At 67.7% G+C, this 15782-nt stretch carries 16 protein-coding genes and 1 tRNA gene; 9 read left to right on the top strand and 8 right to left on the bottom strand.

The window, feature by feature from the left end:
* The coding region (locus VEY12_03680) for a DUF885 domain-containing protein (GenBank protein HYM39234.1) at positions 1 to 614 on the top strand (614 nt) is incomplete at its 5' end.
* Positions 615 to 656: 42 nt separating this feature from the next.
* Here VEY12_03680 and VEY12_03675 read toward each other — a convergent pair.
* The 3 genes from VEY12_03675 to VEY12_03665 form a co-directional block, all read right to left on the bottom strand.
* Complete coding sequence (locus VEY12_03675; GenBank protein ID HYM39233.1) at positions 657 to 947, bottom strand: hypothetical protein; 291 nt, start codon at positions 945 to 947, stop codon at positions 657 to 659.
* Between the two features lie 100 nt (positions 948 to 1047).
* Positions 1048 to 1659, bottom strand: coding sequence for a MarR family transcriptional regulator (locus tag VEY12_03670; protein ID HYM39232.1), 612 nt, complete (start codon positions 1657 to 1659; stop codon positions 1048 to 1050).
* Between the two features lie 82 nt (positions 1660 to 1741).
* Complete coding sequence (locus tag VEY12_03665) at positions 1742 to 2116, bottom strand: hypothetical protein (protein ID HYM39231.1); 375 nt, start codon at positions 2114 to 2116, stop codon at positions 1742 to 1744.
* A gap of 162 nt (positions 2117 to 2278) precedes the next feature.
* On the opposite strand from VEY12_03665, the gene VEY12_03660 reads away from it, so the two are divergent.
* From VEY12_03660 to VEY12_03650, 3 genes are all read left to right on the top strand, one after another.
* A complete protein-coding gene (locus VEY12_03660) occupies positions 2279 to 2875 on the top strand; it encodes an orotate phosphoribosyltransferase-like protein (protein ID HYM39230.1) in 597 nt (198 codons plus the stop codon).
* Between the two features lie 55 nt (positions 2876 to 2930).
* Positions 2931 to 4544, top strand: a complete 1614-nt coding sequence (gene lysS / locus VEY12_03655; GenBank protein ID HYM39229.1) for a lysine--tRNA ligase — start codon at positions 2931 to 2933, stop codon at positions 4542 to 4544.
* A gap of 40 nt (positions 4545 to 4584) precedes the next feature.
* A tRNA-Gln gene (locus VEY12_03650) sits at positions 4585 to 4683 on the top strand.
* 13 nt (positions 4684 to 4696) lie between these two features.
* Here VEY12_03650 and VEY12_03645 read toward each other — a convergent pair.
* The 3 genes from VEY12_03645 to VEY12_03635 are packed head-to-tail and all read right to left on the bottom strand — an operon-like array spanning position 4697 to position 8887.
* Entirely contained in the window at positions 4697 to 5620 is a 924-nt protein-coding gene (locus VEY12_03645; protein HYM39228.1) for a diacylglycerol kinase family protein, read from the bottom strand.
* A complete protein-coding gene (locus tag VEY12_03640) occupies positions 5610 to 7229 on the bottom strand; it encodes a glycerol-3-phosphate dehydrogenase/oxidase (GenBank protein HYM39227.1) in 1620 nt (539 codons plus the stop codon). Before VEY12_03640 ends, VEY12_03645 begins: the two co-directional genes overlap by 11 nt.
* Positions 7226 to 8887, bottom strand: coding sequence for an FAD-binding oxidoreductase (locus VEY12_03635; protein ID HYM39226.1), 1662 nt, complete (start codon positions 8885 to 8887; stop codon positions 7226 to 7228). The genes VEY12_03640 and VEY12_03635 overlap by 4 nt, the downstream gene beginning before the upstream one ends.
* Positions 8888 to 9035: 148 nt before the next feature.
* Between VEY12_03635 and VEY12_03630 the strand changes: the two genes are divergently transcribed.
* From VEY12_03630 to VEY12_03610, 5 genes are all read left to right on the top strand, one after another.
* Complete coding sequence (locus tag VEY12_03630; protein ID HYM39225.1) at positions 9036 to 10211, top strand: hypothetical protein; 1176 nt, start codon at positions 9036 to 9038, stop codon at positions 10209 to 10211.
* A 136-nt stretch (positions 10212 to 10347) separates the two neighbouring features.
* Entirely contained in the window at positions 10348 to 10875 is a 528-nt protein-coding gene (locus VEY12_03625; protein HYM39224.1) for a hypothetical protein, read from the top strand.
* Positions 10876 to 10954: 79 nt separating this feature from the next.
* Entirely contained in the window at positions 10955 to 12112 is a 1158-nt protein-coding gene (locus VEY12_03620; protein ID HYM39223.1) for a formate--phosphoribosylaminoimidazolecarboxamide ligase family protein, read from the top strand.
* 5 nt (positions 12113 to 12117) lie between these two features.
* Positions 12118 to 13044: a hypothetical protein gene (locus tag VEY12_03615; GenBank protein HYM39222.1), complete on the top strand. Its 927-nt coding sequence runs from the start codon at positions 12118 to 12120 to the stop codon at positions 13042 to 13044.
* A gap of 72 nt (positions 13045 to 13116) precedes the next feature.
* Positions 13117 to 14157 carry a sodium:calcium antiporter gene (locus tag VEY12_03610; GenBank protein ID HYM39221.1) on the top strand — a complete coding sequence of 347 codons (1041 nt, stop codon included), beginning with the start codon at positions 13117 to 13119 and terminating at the stop codon, positions 14155 to 14157.
* Here the strand turns inward: VEY12_03610 and VEY12_03605 are convergent, their stop codons facing one another.
* Positions 14158 to 14907 (bottom strand): RDD family protein, encoded by a 750-nt coding sequence (locus VEY12_03605; GenBank protein HYM39220.1) that lies wholly within the window; start codon positions 14905 to 14907, stop codon positions 14158 to 14160.
* A gap of 84 nt (positions 14908 to 14991) precedes the next feature.
* Positions 14992 to 15675, bottom strand: coding sequence for an RNA 2'-phosphotransferase (locus VEY12_03600; protein HYM39219.1), 684 nt, complete (start codon positions 15673 to 15675; stop codon positions 14992 to 14994).
* Positions 15676 to 15782 lie beyond the last annotated feature (107 nt).

Genomic DNA, 15782 nt, shown 5'->3' with positions numbered 1-15782 from the left:
ACCTGGTCACGCCGTACGAGGACAAGCCCGAGATGCTCAAGGAGGACTCCTACGCGGGCACGCGAAACACCGCGGTCCACGAGGGCTATCCCGGACACCACCTCCAGCTCTCCTGCGCGAACCTGAACCCGTCCCTCGCGCGCCTCTTCTCGTTCGGCGCCGTGGAGTCCGTGGAGGGCTGGGCGCACTACTGCGAGGCGATGATGAAGGAGAAGGGATTCGGGGACGACCCCGCGACCCGGTTCGCCCAGATGCTCGATCAGCTCTGGCGTGCGGCGCGGATCCTCATCGATGTGGACCTGCACTGCGGCCGCATGACGTTCGACGAGGCCGTGGACTTCCTTGTGACGGAGTGCGGCTTCGAGCGGCCCGGTGCCGTCGCGGAGGTCAAGCGGTACTCCTACACGCCCGCGTATCCGCTCTCGTACCTCACGGGCAAGCACCTGATCCTGGAGCTGCGGAAGGACGTGAAGAAGGGCCTCGGCAGGCAGTACTCGGACAAGTTCTTCCACGACACGTACCTGTACGCGGGCTCGATCCCCATGCGGTACATGCGGAAGCTCTTCGAGTACAAGGTCCGGGAGCTGCGCAAGCTGCGCGCGCGAGGGCTGTGAAAAGGGCCGGGGCGGCAGCCCGCCGCCCCGGCATGGAACGGATCAGCCCATCATGCCGCCGTAGGTGTGGTTCCACGAGTAGTTGTGGTCGTTCATGTAGTTCTGGCAGTACTGCGCGTTGGCGCAGCCGCAGCCGCCGTTCCCCATCATGCCGCCGCCGTACTGGCCGCCCATCATCCCGCCATGCGATCCGCCCATCATGCCACCGTTGTAGCCGCCCTGCATGCCGCCGTTGGTCGCGTGAGGGGCGCTCGCCGCCTGCGCCGCGACGATCCCAACGCCCAGTCCGACCACGGCCAGCGCCGCGAGGGCCACGAGGATTGCCGTCTTCATATCCGAAACCTCCTGCATCCCCATGGGATGAAACGCCCCTAGAAGACTCCGTGAAACGGGGTGAAACGAGTTTCAGAAACCCGGAATCAGCCCGGGTGGGCTATCTCGGCGAGAGGTTGACGAGGCGCACGCGGTTCGTCATCCCGTGCGCTTCCCGGACGACCAGGCCCTTGGCCTCGAGCTTGTCGAGGACCCGCGTCACCTTCGCCTTGGAGAAGACGCCCAACGCGACGAGGTCCCGCTGGAACATCTGACCTCCGTGGTCCCGGAGTTCGAGGTACATCCGCTTCTCGTCCGCGTCCAGAAGCTTGACGAGCGCGGGTTCGGGGACGGCCGGGACGGGGGCTGCCGGCGGGGGCACCGCGAGCGCGGGGTCGCGGGCCTGCACGGGCTCGAGCGATCCTCCGCCGGGGAACGACGGGGCCTCGCGCCTCGGTTCCGTCGGCGCCTGGGGATGTCGACCCCGGATCAGGAGACCCACGGCCAGGACCAAGGCCGCCATGGAAACGACGAGGATGGTCCACTCGAACACGCCGGGCGTCGAGGTGACGCCCGCCCCGCCGGGGGAACCCATCATGTTCCCTCCGCCGGCCCCCATCATACGCCCCACGGACTCGTTCGTCGCCAAGCTCGCGGCTGCAAGGCCGAGCCCGAGGACCGCCACGAGCGCGACGATCACGAGGAGATAGAGGTAGGTCTGGTCCTCCGCCATGCGGTCCGTCGAGGGGAGTTGCCGCGCCATAAGCGTTTAGGTCGTACCCTTCGGTTCGCGGGCCCACCTGCGTCCAGGGCGCTCACGGCTGCGGGGGCGGCGATTGCGGGCCCTGCGGCGGTGTGTAGCCGGTCGGTCCCCCGTAGACCGGAGGGGGGTAGTACGGCATGACCGCAGGAACCGGCCGCTCGGGCGGAAGGACAAGTCCGATCACGAGCAGCACGATTCCCACGAGCCCCAGGATGCCGCCCACGATCTCGAGGCCTCCGTACATCGCGATCGCTCTCATGGCGTCCGAGCAGGCCGGCGGCATGGGATACGTCGGGTTCGCCGGGAACCCATTCAGGCAGCCCACGAGTGCCGAGTAGGCTTGCCCGGCCCCCAGGTCCGCGATCACGAACACCACGAGCCCGAGGACGAGCACCGCCACGCCGGCGTACAGGATCCCTTTCCGCAACGTCGCTCCCTCCTCTGCGACGCATGGGGCTGCGGGACCTTAAGCGAATGCCTCGGCCGTCGATGCCACGTGATTTTTCGCGGGGAACGAAGGGTGCGTCAAGGACCAGGACGATACCTTAATATCGACGCCGCAACATCGCGCGGCGCGAAGGGAGAGGGAATGAAGAGCATCGATGCGATCGCGAAGAAGGCCCTCGAGTACAAGGACAAGGGCCTCTCGGAGAAAGAGATCGCGGACGAGCTGCACCTGTCCACGGAGACGGTCACGTGGCTCATCACTCGAGGCGTCAAGGGCGGCCAGCCGCCCAAGGACGTGAAGATCGGATGGCGGTCCCTCGGGGTCTTCGGGAACCGGATCGGCTACGTCGGCGCGGCCATGACGGACATCATTCTCGAGGAGCTCGAGAAGCGCTCGCTCGAGGCGGACGGCGTGGTGGGCATCGCGATCAACGGCGTCCCCCTGGCCACAGTCATCAGCGAGGAATTGGGCAAGGAGCTCGCGATCTACCGCCCGAGCCAGGAGCGCCACGGGAAGGGTGGCGCCTTCTCGTCCAACTACGCGAGCGTCGAGGGCAAGAAGATGGTCATCGTGGACGACGTCGTGTCGACGGGCGAGACCCTCAAGGCAGCCATCGCGGACGTCCACGCGGCCGGCGGCACCCCGATTCTCACGGTCGTCCTCGTGAACAAGACGGGCCACGACGACCTCGACGGGACACCGCTGCGCGCGCTGATCCGAGCCCGCGCCATAGCCTGAACGCGGACGGCTCCCACGGCCGGCAAACGTTTATGCGCGGGATTCCCTCCCACCGATCCGGGCGATTCGCCTGACCCACTGGTACGACGAACTTCTCCTCGATGCGAAGGCGTACGTCGGGGAGAAGAAGGACCTCGTGATCAACGGCGGCCTCAGCGTGAGCGGCCTCCAACACGTGGGCCGACTCCGGGGCGAGATCACCCTCGCGCAGCTCCTGACCCGGAGCTTCCGCGACGAAGGCCGCAAGGCCACCGAGAGCCTCGTCCTGTACACGCAGGACGAGTGGAAGTCCAAGGAGGGCCAGCTGGCCCAGTTCCCCGACGACGAGGGGAAGGCGTACATCGGCCGGCGTTTGATCGACGTGCCGGACCCGAAGGGCTGCCACAAGAACTGGGTTGAGCACTACTGGGTCGACTTCGGCGGCGTCCTCGACCGCTTCACGCCGGACATCCGCATCGTGACCACGACGGACGCGTACAAGAACCCCGCCATGCAGGCGGTCGTGCACGACCTCGTCTCCCGGCCCGAGCAGGTCCGGGCGATCGTGAACAAGTACCGCGAACGCCACCCGTATCCGGCGGGCTGGCTCCCGTTCGAGGCCTTCTGCGAGCACTGCGGGAAGATCGGCGCGCGGACCGTGGCGCTCAAGGGGATGATCGCGGAGTACGACTGCCCCAAGTGCGGGAGCAGAGGCAAGTCCTCCATCGAGAAGGGCAAGCTGAACTGGCGGCTCGAGTGGGCCGCGCTCTGGAAGGTGTACAAGGTGGACATCGAGCCCTTCGGGAAGGACCACGCGACGCCCGGGGGATCCCGGGACTCCTGCAAGGAGGTGTGCGAGACCCTCTTGAAGACCCGCGCTCCCATGGGGATCCCGTACGAGTGGGTAGGGCAGGCGGACCACGGGAAGGATCTCGGCGACATGGGGTCCTCGGACTTCATCGGCTTCTCGCCGCGGGCGTGGCTCGAGATTGGCGACCCCGAGGTGATCCGGTACGTGTACGCGTTCAACCCGATCCAGCGGAGGATCGTCCTGGACCTGTCCCGCGTGGACGGGATGCACGACACGTACGACCGTGCGGAACAGCTGTGCTACACGGACGAGCGGGAGGGCGACGAGGACGATCAGGCGCGCTCCTACGAGCTCGCCCAGCTCCAACCCATCCCGAAGGAGGAGCCGTTCCGGCTTTCGTACCGCCACGCCTCCTTCCTGGGCCAGATCGGCCCCGAGGAGGACCGCCTCGAGTGGTGCCTGGGGCGGATGCGGGACACGGGGCTGCTCGACCGGGAACTCACGGACTGGGAGCGGGCGCGGGTTGCGCGCCGCATCGAGCAGTCCCGGTCCTGGGTCGAGAAGTACATGCCCGAGAACAAGGTCGTCCTCCTCGAGGCGCTCACGCCCGAGGTCGAGCGTGCGCTCGACGATCGGGATCGCGCCGCACTCCGAGCATACCTCGAGCGGGCCGTGAAGGCCCCATGGACCGAGGAGGCGATCAAGGACTCCATGGTCTCCCTGACCAAGGTGGGGAAACTGACCGTGGACACCACCCGGTTCTTCCGTGATCTGTATCTCGTGCTCCTGGGAAAGGAACGCGGACCCCGTGCCGCGCCGTTCCTTGCGGTCCTCGAGAAGGACTGGGTTCTCAAGCGTCTGCGCGAGGCGACCCAGTAGGAAAAGTCAAAATACGACCTCCCTGTTGAATCGCGGTCGCAGCCCCGTGGTCTAGCGGCCAATGATTCGAGGCTCTGGATCGGACCCGCGCGGTCCGAGGGGAGACCTCGCGACGGCAGTTCGAATCTGCCCGGGGCTATCGGCCTTTTTTCTCAGTCGACGAGGCGGACGGCGCGCGGAAGGACCTGGAATCGCAGCGCGTGGCGGCCCACGGACTCCCCGTCCAGGTCGATCATCTCGTCCGCGGTGTGGACGACGAGCTCCTTCGCGCGGAACCAGGTGATGTACGGCAGGTCGAGATGTGTCCCTTCCCGGAGGAGCCCGAGGTTCTTGCGCGTGGTCTTGAAGTCGATATCCCCGATGAGGACGACGTCCAACAGGCCATCCTCGAGGTCGGCCTTGGGCGCCGGCTGCAGCCCACCGCCGAAGAACCGGCCGTTCGCGACGACCAAGTCGTTGACGACCGCCTCGGTCCGCGGTCCCGCGTCCGCCTCGTACCCCATCCGGGTGTTCCGGTAGTTCGGCAGCGTGCGGAGGATTGCGAGGAGGAAGCTCAGTCGGCCGCCGAGGATCTTCGTGGTCCGGTTCACCCGGTCCACCACGGCGCCCCCGGAGCCCACCTCCGCGATGTTGATGAAGTACCGGGACCGCGGCGCCCCCGCCTCCGAGTACTCGCAAAGCCCTGCGTCAATCGTCCGCGTGCGTCCCTCCTTGAGGCGCGCGACGAGGTCCTCCGGGCTCCGCGTCTCGCCCAGGGTCTTGATGAAGTCGGATCCCGTCCCCACGGAGAGGACCGCGAGTCGGGCGTCGGGGTTCCACGGGCGGCCCGTGCCGTCCAGGAATCCGTTGGTCACCTCGTTCAGCGTCCCGTCGCCGCCCACGCTCACAACCGTGGTCGCGCCGTTGACGACCGCCTCCTTCGCCAGTTCTGCGGCGTGCCAGGGCCCCTGGGTCATCCGGACCTCGTATGTCCGCCCGAGATGCTGACGGAAGACCCGGTCGTAGGAGCGCCAGTGCTTCGCCGTCCTCCCGTTCCCCGAGACCGGGTTCACGATGAAGACGGTCTCAGCGACCATGGCCCTCCCGGTACCGCCGACTTTCCGCAATGAGGTCGCGATACCCCTCGAGCTCGCGCTCCTTCCGGGCCTCGTCCCATCCCAGGTGAGTGCCCAGCCGCTCCGCCACCGCGGCGGCGACGGAAGCTCCCTGGTCGAGGGACTCGTAGAACAGGCCGAGCCGGCGGACCATGACGTCCGCGAGGGTCATCGCCATCTCGTTCTCCGCCGCGATGCTCACCTCGATCCACAGGTACGGGAGGTCGGGAACGATGCGGCCTTCCGTGGAGGGCTTGCCGAGCCACGGTCGAACGTCGTCGATGGGATGGCGCGACGCGAGGAAGGACGCGAACGTCTCGTCGATCCCCTGGCCTCGCAGCTCTTCCGTGCCTCCGGGCCGCGGTCCCAGGGAGGCGTCCGAGGTCGTGCAGGCCGAGGACCGGCCAAGCGTCCGGCACACCAGATCCACGACCTCCCGGGCCATGGCCCGGTGCGTCGTGAGTTTGCCGCCGGCGACGGAGACCAGGCCGTCGGGATCGCGGAAGATCTCGTGCTCGCGGGAGATGTCCGATTCCTCCGTTGCCGTCGCTCCCTCGAGGATGAGGGGACGGAGCCCCGCGTACGCGCTGACGACGTCCGGGACGCCGACGCGGGCGTCGGGGAACGCCTCGTTCACGGACTCCAAGAGGTACTCGACGTCGTCCGCGTCCGGAACGACGCGGTCGAGGTCACCTCGGAAATCCGTGTCCGTGGTACCGACCAGGGTCAGGCGGCCCCAGGGAAGGACGAACAGCATGCGGCCGTCCCGCTTCGCGCTGAGCACGACGGCCTCGCGGTTTCCGACCTTGCTCCGGGGCAGGAACACGTGGATGCCCTTGGTGGGTCGGAGGGCCGCGCCCGCTTCAGGCGGGGACCGAAGGCGGTCAACCCACACTCCTGTCGCGTTCACCACGACGGCGGCATGGGTGTCGAACTCGCGCTGCATCTCCCGGTCGCGGATTCGCGCGCCCGACACCTGACCACCGGCGTGCAGCAGTCCCGTCACCTCGGCGTAGTTCGCTACAACGGCACCGCGGTCCGCGGCGTCCCGGACCACGGAGAGCACGAGTCGCGCATCGTTGGGCAGTGCGTCGTGATAGAGGCCGCCCCCGTGGAGCCCCGCTTCTCCGAGCCGCGGCTCGCGTTCCTTCACTGCCTCCGTGGAAAGCCACCGCCGCCGCGGGAGGACTTTGTCCCGCGACAGGAAATCGTAGACCCAGAGGCCAAACCGGAGCGTGGTCCGGCCCATGCCTCGGCCCGCGTAGGCGGGGATCGTGAAGGCGAGCGGCGTCACGAGCGAGGGCGCCCGTTCGAGCAGGAGATCGCGCTCCCGCACGGCCTGCCGCACGAGGCCGACCTTGAAGTTCTTCAGATACCGCAGGCCGCCGTGGACGAGGCGTGAGGTTTTGCCGCTTGTGCCCGAGGCGAAATCGCCGCGCTCGACCAAGGTCGTCTTGAGACCGCGCAAGGCGGCGTCGCGGGCGATTCCCGCGCCGACAATGCCCCCGCCGATGACCAGGAGGTCGAACGGTTCGGACCCCATGCGCTCCAGGTTCGCCGCGCGGCGTCGGGCCGAGAAGTCCGCGCTCATCGGGCTCCCACGAGCTTCCCGGGATTCATGATTCCCTCGGGGTCGAGCTCCCGCTTCAGGGCGCGCAGGACGAGGAGTCCGTCCTCCCCCACAACCCGCCCGAGGTACGGCGCGTAGTCCGCACCGATCCCGTGGTGGTGGCTCAATGCGCCGCCGGCCTCCACGAAGGCGACCGTGACCGCGTCCTTGATCGCCTCCCACTGAGCCACCTCCTGCCCCTGCCGCGCGGTGCCGAAGAACGTGAAGTACAGCGAGGCTCCGTCCGGATAGACGTGGGAGATATGGCAGAGCACGAGACCTGCACCCGCATGCTCCCAGATCGCCGTCTGGAGCGCCTTGCCCCCCGCCTGGTAGACGCCCATGAGGTTCGACCACGAGGCGGCGGTCTCCACGGTGTCGACCAGGATGCCGTGGTCCAACAGGGAATCCCTCAGGTAGGGCGTCTCGAACCGCTCCGCATACCAGCGCTTCGCGGGTCCCGCGCCCAGGCTTGCCGCAGGCTGCGCGAGACGCAGCGCGCGCTGCTGACGGTGCGCGACCCGCTCCGCAGATCCCTCGAACGCCATGAGGAGCAAGCTGCCCTGATCGATCTGGTACCCGCGCGCAGAAAGGATCTTGAGCCCGAGCCCCGCGGCTCCGCCGCCTCCGGTCGGCCCGACGCCCGCCTCCGCCGCCAGGAACCGGGTCTCCTCTTCGTCGCTCAGGTACGTCATGTCGGGCAGCGCGTCCTCGCGGGCCATGGCCCGGAGGGCCGCCATGCCTTCCTCGAACGTGTGGAAGAGCCGGGAGGCGAACTCCCGGGCCGCCGGCAGCGGGTGCGCACGGACCGTGGCCTCCGTGATCACGCCGAGGATTCCCTCCGATCCGAGGATGAGCTCCTTGAGATCGGGCCCGTGGTCCTGTCCGGGGAGCGGCCGGACTTCGAGAGTCCGCGCCGGAGCCACGAGCCGCAGACCCACGACGAGGTCGTCGATCCGGCCGTACCGGTTTGACATGCCTCCCGCGGCCCGCGTGGCGATCCAACCGCCCAGGGTCGAGAACTCCCAGGACTGCGGGAAGTGGCCCAGGGTGAGCGACTTCGCCGCGAGGGCCTCCTCGAGAAGCGGTCCTCGGATCCCGGGCTCGGCGACGACCAGTCCGGAATGCTCGTCGATCGCCTTGACCCGGTGCATGCGCCGCAGGTCGAGGGTCAGGGAGGCGGCGTACGTGCCGTCGGCGAGGGGCTCCACACCCCCCACGACGCTCGTGCCGCCTCCGAAGGGGACGAGGGCGTAACGCCGCCGGCGCGCGAGCTCAAGGGTCGCGCCCACCGCGCCCTCGTCTTCGGGAAACAGGACCGCGTCCGGGGCGCGGAGGAGCATGCCGCTCCTGAGACGCACGAGATCCTTGTAGCTCCGTCCGAGGGCATGCGCGATTCGGTCTCGCGGCTCGAGGGAGACGTTGCCCTCGCCGACGAGCTTCTCGAGTTCCGCGATTGCGTCCGGAGACAGGAGGGAGGGCGGGATGCGAACCGAATCGATGGGCGGCACGGGCCGGTGGATCCGCGGGTCGATCTTGAGCCGCGTCTGGAGGTACGCCCAGAGCGCTGGGTGCCCTTCCACGGGTCGCGAGCGGTCATCCCACCCCCAGCCCCACCACTTCACGGCCCGGGTCTGCATCTAGGCCGCGAAACGGCTTCCGCGATAAAGACGTTCCTCCGGTGGCGGGAGATCTTGGCCGCGAGCCCCGGAGGCGCGCGGGGCGGCATTCCGTTGGGCATTCCTATAGTAATAGGTCATATTACTCCCGCCCGTCCGTGTGCCCCGCATGCCCATCCACACCACGATGACCGGAAGCTGGTACCGCCCCCCCGAGATCGCAAAGCTCCTCGCCCAGAGCCCGACGGGGGAACTGGGCGCCGAACACCGGAAGATCGTCGAGGACGCGGAGCGTGCCGCGATCCGAGACCAGGTCCATCCGCACGGGAGCACGTTCGGTCTGTATGCGGTGAGCAACGGAGAGCAGCGCAAGGCCGGCTACACGAACTTCCTGCCGAACCGGTTCGACGGATTCTCGAAGGCGGTCCGGGCGCCCATGCGGTTCCCCGAGGCTCTGGTCCAGGAATTCCAGGAGTCCAATCCGGCGCTCCTCCAGGCGCTCGCCTCCCAGGAGGGCGGCCCGTTCCAGGCGCCCGCAATCGAGAGCGCCCTGACATACCACGGCGAAGCCTTGGCCAAGGAGGAAGCGGCGCAGGCGGCGCGGCTCGCGAAGGAAGAGGGCGCCTCGCGGATCTTCGTCCCCTCGCCATCGCCCGGGGTCACGACGATCTTCTTCACCCGCGGCGGTCCGTACAAGACGCACCGCGACTACCTGTTCGGTCTCGCCAAGGAGCTCCGCAAGGAGTACCGTGCGATTCTCTCCGTGGACGGCGTGGACCTCCAGGTCGATTCCCCGGACTTGGCCATGGGCCGGAACACGGCGGCGTGGGGCGCGGAGTACTATGAGTTGCTGCCCCTCCATGTGGATGCGATCAACGAGGCGATCGCGGGCCTGCCCGCGGATCGGATCCGCGTCCACTACTGCTACGGGAACTACCTGGCGTCCCATCGGAACGATCCGGACTTCGCGCGGGTCCTCCCGCAGCTCGCGCGGCTCAAGGCCGGGACGATCGTGGGAGAGGCCGCGAACCCTCGGCACGAAGGGGACGCCCTCGCCGTCGAGGCGTACGTGAAGGAGCACGGGTGGCCCAAGGGGCTGCGGTTCGCGGCGGGCGTGGTCGACGTGAAGACGCCCTTCGTAGAGACGCCCGAGACGATCGCGACCCGCCTCGAACGCTTCGGCCGAATCGAGGGCTTCGATCCCAAGAACCTGCTCGGGGGAACCGACTGCGGCTTCGAGACGTTCCTGGGATTCGGGAACGTTACGCACGAGGTGGCGCTCCACAAGCTCGAGGCCCTCTCCCGAGGCGCTGCGCTTGCCTCCCGTCGCCTGGGTGTGAAGTGAGTTCGGACTTCCGGCCAAACCCCCTCCGGGTTCGAATCGGGCGAATTTGGGGCAAAGCCACATACGGTGGTCCGGGGAGAGGAACGCCGCTCGGGCCGCGCAGGTGCACTGCCGCGGCAGGCGAGGAGGTATCCAGGTGAAACGAGTGGTTGGCCTTGCGGTGGGTCTATCGGTGATTGCGAGCTTGGCGTTCGTTGCGGCCGTCCCTCTGACGGCGAGTTCGTCGGCGAGGCCTGTGCTCACATTCGACAGTTTCGTCGGGGTCTCGGGGCACTTCCTAGGATCCGAGATGCCGTTGCGCGGCGTGAGCGGAGGCGGGCTCCCGTGGGTGATCGCAAGTGGGACGGCCAAGCTCAAGGCGAATGGCGAGCTCGCGGTCGAGGTCGATGGCCTCGTGATCGATCCGTCCAACGCGACCGCCCAAACCAAGGGCCTCGCCGGCGTGAACCCTGCGCCCTACTTCTTCGCGACGCTGAGTTGCGTCGACAACTCGGGTGCGGTCACCAACGTGAACACGAACCCGGTGCCCGCGACCGCCTCGGGCAACGCCAAGCTCGACCAGATGCTGACCCTGCCCAGTTCCTGCTTTGCGCCGATCTTGTTGGTCCGCGGTTCGTTCAGCGGGTCGCCGAGCGGTCCCTGGTTCGCCGTGTCCGGGTTCTGAGGAACCCGGACCCTTCCTTTCCCCCGCAGTCCCAAAGCATTAAGGACGCTCGCCCCATCCGTCCTCCGTTGGGTGGGCCATGATTGACCGCGAGGCCGTCGTGGAGGTCCTGGAGAAGTACGAGCCCTCCGCGATCCGCATCGGGACCATCGCCTCCCACTCGGCCCTGGACGTGTGCGACGGTGCCGCGGAGGAGGGCTTCCGCACGCTGGCCGTCTGCGAGGCGGGCCGAGAGGCTCCGTACGCGCGGTACTTCCGCGCCCTGCGCGACCCGGACGGGCGCCTCGTACGCGGGTGCGTCGACGAGGCCCTCGTCCTGCCCAAGTTCCGCGAGGTCCTGTCCGCGAAGATCCAAGACCGGCTGCGGAAGACCCACACCGTCTTTGTCCCCAACCGTTCCTTCACCTCGTACTGCGATCTGTCCGACATCGAGGACGGGTTCCGGGTGCCGTTGTTCGGGAGCCGCAACCTGTTGCGGACCGAGGAGCGCGAGGAGGAGCGGAGCTACTACTGGCTGCTCGAGACGGCGAAGCTGCCGTTCCCGGAGAAGATCGAGGACCCCAAGGAGATCGACGGGCTCGTGATCGTGAAGCTCCACCACAAGGTGAAGAAGCTGGAGCGCGGCTTCTTCACGGCGGCGAGCGCGAAGGAGTACAAGGAGAAGTCGGACAAGCTCCTCAAGCAGGGCGTGATTTCCAAGGAGGACCTGACGATCGCGCGGATCGAACGGTACATCGTCGGGCCGATCTTCAACTTCGACTTCTTCTACTCGCCCATCGAGGAGGAGGCGGAGCGGATCGAACTCCTCGGCATCGACTGGCGGTTCGAGACCTCGTTGGACGGGCATGTGCGCCTCCCCGCGGAGCAGCAGCTCACCCTGGGCGAGGACCAGCGGATCCCCGAGTACACGGTTGTGGGTCACAACAGCGCGACCCTGCGGGAGTCCAGCCTCCGGGATGCGTTCGACCTCGCGGAGCGGTACGTGAAGGCGACCCAGGAGCACTACGCGCCCGGCATCATCGGACCCTTCACCCTCCAGACCGCAGTGGACAAGGACCTCCGTTTCTACATCTACGACGTCGCCCCGCGAATCGGAGGTGGGACCAACGTCCACGTCTCCGTCGGCCACCCCTACGGGAACAGCCTGTGGAGACGGCCCATGAGCACGGGCCGTCGCATCGCCATGGAGATTCGCCGCGGCATCGAGAGCGGGCGGCTCGCGGAGCTCGTCACCTGAGGACCATGGTCTCCTTCGCCGCGGATGATCCCGTCATGGCATGGCTCCTCGAGCCTGAGGAGCCCGCCATGCGCTTCCTGGCATCCCGCGACCTGCTCCGCCCTCGGCCCACGGTGACGACCCTCGACGCATACCGCCAGGCCATCCCGGCCGCGGGCTGGGCCTCGGCCATCCTCGCGCGGCAGCGGGAGCGCACCTGGTGGGAAACGAAGACCACCTGCTACTGGCCGAAGGTGAATGGGACGTACTGGTCCCTGGCGGTCCTCGCGGACCTCGGGCTCACCCGGGAGGACCCGCGGATCGCCAACGGCGTCGAGCACATGCTACGGATTCATCTCGCGCCCGACGGAGGCTTTTCCCCGTTCGGACCGCCGAAGCCGAGCCACTTCTGCTCCACGGGAATCATGGTGCGGACCCTCGTGCAGCTGGGCTACGTGGACGACCCGCGAACCTGGGGAGGCGTCCTCTGGCTCCTCGATGCGCAGCTCGAGGAGGGAGGCTGGGACTGCCGGCCGCCCGGGAGAAGTACCCTGGATGCGTGGGAGGCCATGGCAGCCTTTGCCGCCATCCCCGCGTCGAAACGGACCGCGGACGTCCGAGCGTCGGCCCGTCGCGGCGCGGAGTTCTTCCTGAATCGGAGGCTCCTCCACGAAGGCGCTCCGTACCCCCGGTGGAGTCAGCTCCATTATCCCTGGCACTATTGGTACGACCTCCTCGTCGGGTTGGACTTCCTCGCCAAGCTCGGATACGGCTACGACCCGCGGATGGCGGAAGCCCTCCGCCTGCTCCTATCCAAGCGCCTCTCGGACGGGCGATGGAGGTTGGAGGGAGCGAACGGCAACCTCCGGCTCGAACTCCAAGGCAAGCCCTCCAAGATGATTACCTTCCTCGCCCTGCGCGCGCTCCACCGGCTCGAAGCCGATCCACTCTAGGCATCCTCGCGCGCGCGGATTGTCAATCCGACGCGGCGCTCGCACGAACGTTCATATCGCGTGACATCGTGTGTGCGCCCCACAGAAGGGATCGGACAGCGGATGCTCGTCGCTTCCGTGGCGCTGTGGATCGGAGCCATCGCTGTGGGCTTCGTCGTCCTCAACCAGGGTGCCAAGTTCCTCACGGACAACGCGGCCAAGCTCTCCGGGAAGATCGGGAGGAGCCGGTTCGTGGTCGGCGCCCTCCTCGTCTCCACGCTGTCCGCGATGCCCGAGCTCCTGGTCAGCGGCGTGGCGGTCAAGGACGGGAGCCCCGACTTGGCCCTCGGGAACGCGCTCGCCTCGAACGTGGTGACGATCGCCTTCGTGATCGGCCTGAGCGCGATCGTGAAGCCGATCAAGGCGACCAAGGAGATCGTCCTGCGGGACGCCGTCTTCCTCGCGGTCGTCAGCCTGGTCGCCGCGACCCTGCTCCTCGACGGCGACTTCACGATCTTCAAAGGGATCGCGCTCATCGCCTTGTTCGTTCCCTACACGCTGAACCTCCTGGTGTCCCAGAAGACAAGCCCCGAGGAGGAGATCGAGAGCCGCATCGAGAACATGCGGATCGAGATGGAGCTCACGGGCTGGCTGTTCGGCCGCAAGGTCGAGGTCCGCGCAGGCCTCAAGTGGCTCCTCTTCGGCGTGCTCTGGTCCGTGATGGGCGCGGAGTTCCTCGTTCAGGGGGCCATCGGGCTGTCCCAGACAAGCGGCCTGAGCCCGTGGCTCCTCGGGATCACCGTGGTCGCTTTGGCCACCTCGCTGCCCGACATCGCCGCGGCGTTCCACGCGACCCGCCAGGGCTACACGGACCTCGTCCTCGGCGAGGGGATCGGAGCGAGCGTGGTCACGACGCTCCTCACCCTGGGCATGATCGGGATCGTGAACCCGGGCACGCACAGCGTGGCCATGCTCCTGCCCGTGCTCGCGGCCATGGTCCTGTCGTCGTTCCTGCTCCTGGCCTTGATGTTCGGCGAATGGCGGATCAGCTCGAGGAGCGGGGCCGTGCTCGTCGCGAGCTACTTCGGCATGGTCCTGTTCAATGTAGTCTGGCTCCAGGCCGGGCTCCTGTGATCAGTAGACCGCGCCGCAGCGGACACAGGTGAGCTTGCCGTCGCCCCGGGCGACCAGCTGGCCGCCGCATGCCGTGCAGAACTTCATCTCGGGCTTCAGCCGGCCTTCCTCGTCCCACTGGTGCTGGGGCCACTGGCTCTGTGGGGGAGCTTGTCCCGGCCAGGTGCCCGGCTGCTGGGGCCAGCCGCCCGGAGGCGGCGCGGCCGCGGACGGCGCCGGCGGGGCCTGCGGGGCGCCCGGCGCCGCATACGCACCCGGGGGCGGCGGCGTGGGCCGCGGAGGGACGTGCTGCATCATGCGGAACTGCTCCTCCATGTACGCCTGCTGGTCCACCCGGGTCACCGTGGTGCGGGCGATCCGGTCCAGGTACCGTTGGCGGGGGTCGCCCTCCGTCGCGGCGCCCAGGAGAAGATCGATCAGGAAGATGATCCAGTAGACCTTGGAGACGTTGCGGATCATCGCGCGGGGCAGGTCCATGAGGCCGTCCACGGCGACGACCTGGAGGGAGACGAGCTTCTTGCCGATCGTCGCGCCGATGGTTCCCTCGAAGATCGTGCTGTAGAGCCACCACAGGACCCCGCCGAACAAGGGCCAGAGGAAGATGCCCCACAGGAATACGGCGAAGGCGAAGTTGAAGATGAACAGGATGATGGAGAGCAGGATGCCGTCGATGATGGCAGCGATGAGGCGGCGGATCCAATGCTCCTGCAACGCGGCGTTGTGACCAATTAAGTCGAACGCGGTCGGCATGTCTCACGCTCCTTCAGGTGGCGGCGATAATGGCCTAGGACTGATAAAGATATTGAATGAAATGTTTACCCATGGAAACGCACATCAGGCGCTCGGGCCATCCGCGCTCTCCGCCGGAGGCAACTCCTCCTCGACTCGCTGGGACCGCTTGAGGAACTCGCCGGGGACCTCCTTGGTCGTGTACACGGTCTTCCCGGCCTTCATGATTACGGTCCCCGCGGCCCGCGCGCCCTTCGCGTCGATCTCCAGGATCACGGGCGTCTGGATGCGGACGCGGCCCGCCTCGAGGGCGGCCTCGAACGTGGCGCTGAGGTGGACCATCTTCCGGTCCGACGGTCGGAGGCCCGCCTCGAGGAGCAGATGGGACTCCTCCTCCGTCGTGGGGTAGTAGAGGATGTCGGGGATCCCCTCCGTCGGGAGGTCGAGGTCGATGTCCATGGAGTGCCCGTACGTCGCGCGCATGTTCCCGTCCTCGAACTGGTAGCGGCCCTTGGGGTCCGTCTCGATCAGGCCGATCACGTGGTGGGGTCGGAGGAACTTGAACCGCTTGTTCCGGATCTGGGCCGCGGTCAGGAAGTCGCGGAGGTCGACCCACCCGTGGGTGTCCATCTCGAGGCCGTAGCGTTCCGGGAAGTGCCGCAGCACGCCCGCCATGGTCCGGCCGAGGGTTTCGACCTCCTCGTCGTTCAGGAGGAACTTCCCCTCGTCGCCGCAGAGCGGGCACACCTCGGCCCGGAAGTAACCATGAGAACGGCACTCCTTCAACATCGGGTCTCTCCCCCGGAGCGGCCTCGTATTCTCCTGTGCGTTATCAACCTTTGTCCCCCCAGGAGGGCAGGTCCGCCTCCCGGACCACGCGGAGTCCCAGGCCGGCC

This window comes from Thermoplasmata archaeon (assembly GCA_035632695.1).
Classification (GTDB): Archaea; Thermoplasmatota; Thermoplasmata; order RBG-16-68-12; family RBG-16-68-12; genus RBG-16-68-12.
This window is presented reverse-complemented; position numbering and strand designations above follow the sequence as displayed.